Source organism: Paraburkholderia sp. (assembly GCF_049581445.1).
Taxonomy (GTDB): domain Bacteria; phylum Pseudomonadota; class Gammaproteobacteria; order Burkholderiales; family Burkholderiaceae; genus Paraburkholderia.
Genome location: NZ_JBAURZ010000229.1, coordinates 1 through 7,642, shown reverse-complemented (window position 1 = coordinate 7,642; position 7,642 = coordinate 1). Strand labels below are relative to the sequence as shown.

At 62.5% G+C, this 7,642-nt stretch carries 9 protein-coding genes; 3 read left to right on the top strand and 6 right to left on the bottom strand.

From position 1 onward, the window contains the following. A partial coding sequence (locus tag WCA85_RS19815) for an SH3 domain-containing protein (protein ID WP_424066579.1) occupies positions 1-690 on the bottom strand: 690 nt, incomplete at its 3' end. 633 nt (positions 691-1,323) lie between these two features. Here WCA85_RS19815 and WCA85_RS19810 point away from each other — a divergent pair. Together WCA85_RS19810 and WCA85_RS19805 are read left to right on the top strand one after the other, a co-directional pair. Beyond that, positions 1,324-1,686, top strand: coding sequence for a hypothetical protein (locus tag WCA85_RS19810; RefSeq protein ID WP_424066578.1), 363 nt, complete (start codon positions 1,324-1,326; stop codon positions 1,684-1,686). A gap of 191 nt (positions 1,687-1,877) precedes the next feature. Next, on the top strand, positions 1,878-2,141 hold the full coding sequence (locus WCA85_RS19805; protein WP_424066577.1) for a hypothetical protein: 264 nt from the start codon (positions 1,878-1,880) through the stop codon (positions 2,139-2,141). A gap of 40 nt (positions 2,142-2,181) precedes the next feature. Here the strand turns inward: WCA85_RS19805 and WCA85_RS19800 are convergent, their stop codons facing one another. From WCA85_RS19800 to ssuD, 4 genes are all read right to left on the bottom strand, one after another. After that, on the bottom strand, positions 2,182-2,397 hold the full coding sequence (locus WCA85_RS19800; protein ID WP_424066576.1) for a TOBE domain-containing protein: 216 nt from the start codon (positions 2,395-2,397) through the stop codon (positions 2,182-2,184). Between the two features lie 47 nt (positions 2,398-2,444). Beyond that, the gene (locus WCA85_RS19795) at positions 2,445-3,431 is read right to left on the bottom strand and encodes an ATP-binding cassette domain-containing protein (protein ID WP_424066575.1); all 987 of its coding nucleotides are present in this window, start codon (positions 3,429-3,431) and stop codon (positions 2,445-2,447) included. Beyond that, positions 3,428-4,234 carry an aliphatic sulfonate ABC transporter permease SsuC gene (gene ssuC, locus WCA85_RS19790; RefSeq protein ID WP_424066574.1) on the bottom strand — a complete coding sequence of 269 codons (807 nt, stop codon included), beginning with the start codon at positions 4,232-4,234 and terminating at the stop codon, positions 3,428-3,430. Before ssuC ends, WCA85_RS19795 begins: the two co-directional genes overlap by 4 nt. A gap of 63 nt (positions 4,235-4,297) precedes the next feature. Continuing rightward, on the bottom strand, positions 4,298-5,455 hold the full coding sequence (ssuD, locus tag WCA85_RS19785) for an FMNH2-dependent alkanesulfonate monooxygenase (protein ID WP_424066573.1): 1,158 nt from the start codon (positions 5,453-5,455) through the stop codon (positions 4,298-4,300). 454 nt (positions 5,456-5,909) lie between these two features. Between ssuD and WCA85_RS19780 the strand changes: the two genes are divergently transcribed. Further along, complete coding sequence (locus tag WCA85_RS19780; protein WP_424066572.1) at positions 5,910-6,335, top strand: hypothetical protein; 426 nt, start codon at positions 5,910-5,912, stop codon at positions 6,333-6,335. 61 nt (positions 6,336-6,396) lie between these two features. On the opposite strand, the gene WCA85_RS19775 is transcribed toward WCA85_RS19780, so the two are convergent. Beyond that, positions 6,397-7,527, bottom strand: a complete 1,131-nt coding sequence (locus WCA85_RS19775; protein WP_424066571.1) for an enoyl-CoA hydratase/isomerase family protein — start codon at positions 7,525-7,527, stop codon at positions 6,397-6,399. Between the last annotated feature and the right edge of the window lie 115 nt (positions 7,528-7,642).

Sequence of the window (7,642 nt, the reverse complement as noted above, 5' to 3'; positions counted from 1 at the left end):
CCCGCCGTGTCCAGGCGGAGGTCCGCCATGCTGCTGCGGCGGTCCTCCATGTTCGGGAGGCGGACCGCCATGTCCCGGAGGTGGGCCACCATGCCCAGGCGGCGGACCACCATGTTGTGGGGGTGGGCCACCGTGCTCAGGAGGCGGGCCGCCGTGTTGCGGAGGTGGGCCACCGTGCCCAGGAGGCGGGCCACCGTGCCCAGGAGGCGGACCGCCATGTCCCGGCGGAGGACCACCGTGTCCGGGCGGAGGACCACCGTGTCCGGGAGGAGGACCAGGTGGCGCATGATGCTCCCAATGCGTTTCGTTGTTATACCAGGGGCGTCCCCGGTAGTGGCTGCCCCAGTACGCTCCGATCGAGAACGTGACGATAGGCAGACCGATTGCCGTGCCATACGTCAACAACGGTACGTTGCTACCTTGGTACGGATAGTTGAGATACCCTGCGTAGACCCACCCGCGCTGATCCTGCAGCGCCACGTCACACCATGTGTACCCGCTCACACAACCCATCACGGCGACAGGCACGCCGCCGGGCAACTGGGAGACCACAGGATAATCTTGCGCCGGTCCCGCATAGAGATTCACGGGGCTGTTGGTGTAAGCCTGGGACTGCGCCGCCGCCATGCCAGGCAAGATCAGCAGTCCGGCGGCGCCAGCCAGCACCCCGCTGACTATTCTTTTTTGCATTGTTCCTCCGTGTGGTCGAGGCATCTTCACCTCCTGCGTTGCATGAGAGCCCGCATGCCATGGACTCCCTACCCTGCCCCAGCAAATCCCGTTCCTGATACCTCGAAACGCAACGCGACAAGCCTGATAAGCAGGTAGAAAACATAACTGCTGGATGAGTTTCCTCGCAAGTGCATACACGACCGCACGTTGGCATCGTCAGCCGCTTGCATCAACATACCAGGCAACTGGCAATTCGATCAGGATTCCTTCTTATCAAGCGTAAGGCGTAACCGGTCACCGAGTCTACAATGACCGACCGGCGTTCCGCTGTTGAACGCGCCCGCGTCACACCTGGAAAGACGTTGAAAGATTACGGCACCGTATGCCGCAAGGTTAGACGCAGTAAGGCATGTAAGCGCCGCTGAAACCTGATTCGACGGCCGATGCATCTACACTAGCCCCTCCTCTTACCCAGAGGTGAAACTCTCTCACTCTTGTAGCCCACTTCCCCTGGTGGGCTTTTTTTTGACCTGATCGCCCGATCCAGCGCCATCCCGCGTGATCTGCACGGCGCAGGCCGTCGCGTTCTGCTTGTGGTCTCCCGAGTGTCCTACAATGGCGGGTTACACGATATGGTATGAGGATGCATCAATGCGGTTCCGGATCCAGACAATAGCGCTCACGTTAATCACGGCATGTTTTGCGCTGCATGCGAACGCTGAAATGACAGCGGCGCAATACAAGCAATGGGCGCACGCGGACAACAATTCCGTTTACGCCGCCTACATCACAGGCGCATTGAACGAATTGGGCTGGGCCAACGGCGATTTGATCTCGAAGAAGCGGCCGGCGCTTTTCTGCCCGCCGGAACAGTTGCCCATCGGTCCGCAAACCGTTTATCCGCTGCTCGACGAGTTTTTTACCAATCACCCCGGTCTATCCGACGATTTCCCGGTCGGGCTGGCAATTCTGCGCTCGATGCAGGCCGCGTTTCCTTGTCCGACGTCCAAGTAGCGGGCCTCTCGCGGGTCCGCTGTTGACCTGAGCGGCCCGCTGCGCGGCCGCCGGGCCGCGGACTCTGCATCATCACGAGTCAAGAGACTGCGCGCGCCAATCCAAACCAGGGCGAATTTTCTGCTCGCGGTGGAGTCTACGGAGGAATGGGCCAGACGGAGCGGCCCAGCACGCCGAACGAGGATTGGATGATGAAACGGATCGAATCTGCATCGCCTGCAGCGGCTTTCGCGCTTGCTGCCTTCGCCGCACTCGCCACGTTTGTCGCCTCTGAAGGCGCCACGTTCGCCCAGACACCGCCAAAAGACAACGGCGCGTCGATGGTGAAGCCACCCGAGGCGTCCGGCGCGGCCAATCCCGCGAATCCGGATCACATGCCGGTTAAAAAGCCGCCCAAGGCGACTAACGACAAGATGACGCACACGCCGCCCGCCAGCGCCGCCAACGCTAAATAGCGCGGCGGGCGCGGGCAAACCGGTCGCTCACTGAGCTGCTTCAGAGCCGCGCGATCGACACCTCTGTCGACTTCACCAGCGCAATCACTTCAGAGCCGACCTTGAGTTCGAGTTCGTCGACCGAGCGCGTCGTGATCACTGACGTGACGATGCCGAACGGCGTATCAACATCGACTTCGGACACCACCGAACCGCGGATGATTTCCTTGACCTTGCCTTTGAACTGATTACGTACGTTGATTCCAGAAATACTCATATCGAATGACTCCAGTGGATCGATAAAAAACGGTCAAGCAAGGAATGTCAGACAGCCCAACGAACATCGGTTGGCCGCACGCGGTGCAGGTCGTCGCTCCCGGACGCACCGCGATGCGGCAACGCGTCGTCATTCGGCGAGGTTTTCAGCACGCGCTGCAGCACATGTTCCTCAAGCTCGGCGAAACCGGCCGAGGCACGCGCACGCGGACGATCGAGCAGCACCGGTTGATCCAGCGCGATGCGCCCTTCTTCGATCAGCAGGATCCGGTCGCCGAGCGCGACCGCTTCATGCACATCGTGCGTCACCAGCAACGCGGTGAAGCGATGCTCGCGCCACAGCCGCTCGATCAGCGCATGCATTTCAATGCGCGTGAGCGCGTCGAGCGCGCCGAGCGGCTCATCGAGCAGCAGCAATTGCGGCCGATGCACCAGCGCACGCGCGAGCGCGACACGCTGCCGCTGGCCGCCGGATAATTGCGCCGGCCAGTCGTTGGCCCGTTCAACAAGGCCTACTTCAGCAAGCACCGCGCGGGCATCCTCACGCGCGCCGCGTCCCAAACCGAGCATCACGTTTTGCAGGACGCTTTTCCACGGCAAGAGCCGCGCGTCCTGAAACATGATGCGTGTATCCAGAGGCCGTCCGTCCTCCGGGCGCTTTTCGAGCACGCCGGACGTCGGCGTTTCCAGACCCGCCACCAATCGCAACAACGTGGATTTACCGCAGCCGCTGCGCCCGACGATCGCGACGAAACTGCCGCGCTCGATCGACAGATCGAAGTCCTTAAGCACCGTACGTTCGCCGTACTGTTTGCCCACGCCGCGTAGTTCGACGGCGTGGTCCTCACCGCGCAGTCTGTTACGTGCGAGCGCGCCTTTGGCGATTGCGCCGGCAGCATGAGCCGCATGAGCGTCATGAACCGCTTCAGCCGCTTCCACGACCTCATGATCGACGGTGCGTGGCTGCGCCAGTTCGGCCTCCAGATCGCCGCCAGCAATCCCGCCAAAGCAGGTCGAAAATACTGCCGCATTCATGCTTTCGCTCCTCGTTGATAAGCCGGATGCCAGCGCAGCGTCACGCGCTCGAGGCCCTTCGCCAGCATGTCGGCGAGCTTGCCGAGTCCGGCATACAGCAGGATGCCGACCACGACGACATCGGTTTGCAGGAATTCGCGGGCATTCATCGTCATGTAGCCGATGCCCGATTGCGCGGAGATCGTTTCCGCGACAATCAACGTGACCCACATCAGCCCGAACGCGAAGCGCACGCCGACCAGAATCGACGGCAACGCGCCCGGCAGAATCACGTCCCAGTACAACCGGAAACCTCTCACGCCGTAGCTGCGCGCCATTTCCACCAGGTTGGCATCAACGGAGCGAATGCCGTGAAACGTGTTGACGTAGATCGGAAAGAACACGCCGAGGGCGACGAGAAACACCTTCGCTTCTTCCTCGATGCCGAACCACAGAATCACGAGCGGGATCATCGCGAGCGCCGGAATATTGCGGACCATCTGGATGGTCGAATCGAGCACGACTTCGGCCGGTCTGAAGAGCCCGGTGGCAAGACCCAACGCAAGCCCGATACTGCCGCCCACCGCAAAGCCCGACACGGCGCGCCATGTACTGACCTTGACGTCGGCCCACATCTCGCCCGACTGCACCAGCGACCACGCCGCCTTCACCACGGCCAGCGGCTCCGGCAACACACGCGTCGACAGGATGCCGCTGCGCGCGGCAATCTCCCACGTGAGCAGAATCACCAGCGGCGCAATCCACGGCGCCAGATGGCCCGCTAACCGCCGCACCCTGTTTCCACTTACTTCAGATCGAGCCATGATCGCTTGCTCCACTCGTTCTCAATCGAGCCACCGCGACTGCAGCGGCGCGTCCAGCCACGCTCAGCTTTCGCTGACCTTGGGCACATAGTTGTTGCCGACGATCTCGCCGAACGGCCCGGAGAGCGGCCCACTCGCGCTTGTGCGCTGACGTCCCGGCAGCAGCGGAAACACCAGTTCCGCGAAGCGATAGGACTCCTCCAGATGTGGATAGCCGGACAGGATGAACGTGTCGACACCGAGCGCTTCATATTCCTTCATCCGCTCCGCCACCTGCTCAGGATTCCCGACGATTGCCGTACCCGCCCCACCACGCACGAGGCCCACGCCGGCCCACACGTTCGGATACACCTCGAGCTGCTCGCGGCTGCCGCGCTTGCCGCCGTGCAGCGCGGCCATGCGGCGCTGCCCTTCCGAATCCATCTTCGCAAACGAGGCCTGCGCGCGAGCGACGGTTTCATCATCGAGCTTGCTGATCAGCTTGTCGGCGGCGGCCCACGCTTCTTCTTCGGTTTCGCGCACGATCACGTGAAAGCGAATTCCGAACTTGATCTCGCGGCCATGCGCTGCGGCGCGCGCGCGAATGTCGGCAATCTTCTTCGCGACCGCCTCGGGCGGCTCACCCCACGTCAGATAGGTGTCGATATGCTCCCCCGCCATCTCATGCGCAGCGGGCGACGAGCCACCGAACCACAGCGGCGGATGCGGGTTCTGCACCGGCGGATACAACAGCTTGCCGCCCTTTGACTTCAGATGCTTGCCGTCGAATTCGATTGCGTCGCTGGTGTGCGACGCAGTCAGTTGCTGGCGCCAGATATGCAGGAACTCATCGGTGATTTCGTAACGGGTATCGTGATCGGCGAACACGCCGTCGCCTTCCAGTTCCGCTGCATCGCCCCCTGTCACCACATTGATCAGCAGACGCCCACCCGAGAGGCGGTCGAAGGTCGACGCCATGCGCGCGGCCAGTCCCGGCGAGGTAATACCCGGGCGGATGGCCACCAGAAATTTCAGCTGGCGGGTTGCCGGGATCAGGCTCGACGCCACCACCCATGCGTCCTCGCACGAGCGCCCGGTCGGCAGCAGAACGCCTTCGTAGCCGTGCGTGTCGGCGGCGACGGCGATCTGCCGAAAATAGTCGTAATCGGCTGCGCGTGCGCCTTGGGACGTACCGAGGTATCGGCTATCGCCGTGAGTCGGGATGAACCAGAACACATTCATTTGCTGCTCCTGCATGTTCGAAACGGATTGAATGACGGGATCCAAAGGACCAGCGGAGCCGGCGCTCACTCTCGCACCGTATCAGCGGCGCTTCGCCGTGCCAGGACGAGCGCATACCGCACGACCGTGCCGCAAGGCGCGCGCTCAGAACCGGAAACGGGATGTGCACTCGGACGCTGTACCACGCTGCGCATATCTGGCGCGGCGTTTGGCCAAACGCATGAAGTGACCGACGGCGGCGATGCCGTCTACATGGAAGAACAGTCTATGGATCGGACCCAGGCTTTTGAACGATTTTTTTTAGCTTAGGTTTTCCACTTTCGTGATTAGCCTGACGCTTTAGCATACAAGCGAGGGCTGAAAACCCGCGGCCCCTCTATATAATGACGCGAATTTCGATAATCCGGCCCGGAAAGCGCGCGTAGCGCGGTCCGCGCTCCTGGCGTTGCACCGCATGCAAAAAATTATCCTGCCGTTCGTGTCCGGCTTTCTCGCTTCGCTGTTTTTTCATGAATCGACCCTCGCGATACTCCATGCGGCGGGCATGATCGATCCGGCGGGCTTTTCGACCGCACCGTTCCTGCCGCTTGGGCTGCCGGAATTCATCGCCAATGCAATCTGGAGTGCCGTGTGGGCGATATTGATGGCGTGGCTGTTGCGCGTCTCGCCCGAGCGGCGTGCGCCGTGGATTCAGGCCTTTGTGTTCGGCGGCATCGCGCTGACGGCGGCGAGCGTGTTCGTCGTCGATCCGCTGCGCGGCATCTGGCCCAGCGGTAACATGCTGCCGCGTCTCGCTATGGGCTTCGCGGCCAACGCGATGTGGGGCTGGGGCGCGCTCGTTTTCATGCGCGCCTTCATGGCAATTGGCGACGACGAATAAGCGTCAGGTCATTGACCAAAGCGCGACGAGTCCACGTCGCGCTTTGGCTTTAGTCAGACGTTCACCCCTGCAAGTCGCGCAACGGATGCTCCGCCGCCGGCCAGGGGCTCTCGAACATCTGCGCCACGTCATCGGCGCTTACGTCCTCAATCCGTGCGAAGCGCCAGCGAGGCGCATTGTCCTTGTCGATGATCCGCGCACGAATGCCCTCCACCACGTCGCCATGCGCGAAGGACGTGCGGGTGAGATCCAGGTCGCGCCGTAGACAGTCCGACATTGAGCCTTCGGCGCGCGACACCACCTCCAGCGAGACCGCCATCGACAACGGCGAGCGCTCACGCAGCACGCCAATCGTCTGTTCGGCCCATCCGGCAACTTCCCCGTTTCTTTCAGCCTGTAGCGAAGCGAGAATCCGCCCGATATCCGGCAGCGCAAAATGGCGATCGATGAACGCGCGGGTGGTCGCCAGTGTCGACGCCTCGGGTGCCGGCGCCACCTTGTACGCAGCGCACTCGCGTTCGATGCAGGCAACTACGTCCGAGCCACGTTCGAAGGCTTCCGTGCGCAGCGTCTCCACCAGCGCGGGCAAAGCAGCCTCGTCGAGGTAGACGTCCGCGAGCCCCGCATATAGCGCATCGGCCGCGCTGAGCGTTTCGCCAGTCACGGCCAGATAGCGGCCGAGCGCCCCTGGCGTGCGCGCCAGAAACCAGCCCGCGCCGACATCGGGAAAGAGCCCGATGCGCGTCTCCGGCATCGCCATGCGGGTCGAGGCGGTCACCACCCGTAAACCGCCCGTGCGATGCGCCCCTTGTGAAATGCCCATGCCGCCGCCCATCACGACGCCATTCAGCAACGCAATATACGGTTTCGGATACGTGAAGATGGCGTGATTGAGCCGGTATTCCTCACTGAAGAACGTGTCGCGGGCCGCCTGGTCGTCGCGCTGAAAGGATTCGTAGAGGAAGCGGATATCGCCGCCCGCACAGAACGCGCGCGGATGGTCGCTACGCACCACGACCGCGAGTACCTCTGGGTCTTCGCGCCAGCGCTCGAGCGCAGCCAGCATGGCGCGGATCATGCCAGTGGACAAGGCGTTGAGCGCTTTCGGACGCTCCAGTTCAATGAAACCGATCTGATTGACTACGTGGGTGGCGACTTCGTCGCTGGCAACCGGTGATGCGGAAGTAGACATGGTGGAACGGGTCGCTAGGCAGGATGGATTGGAAGGCGAAACGTTATCACGCGCTGACGCGCTTCGGCTTGCGGGGCGTACGCCGTTCGCCCGCTGCGGGTGAGCCGGCTGAGGG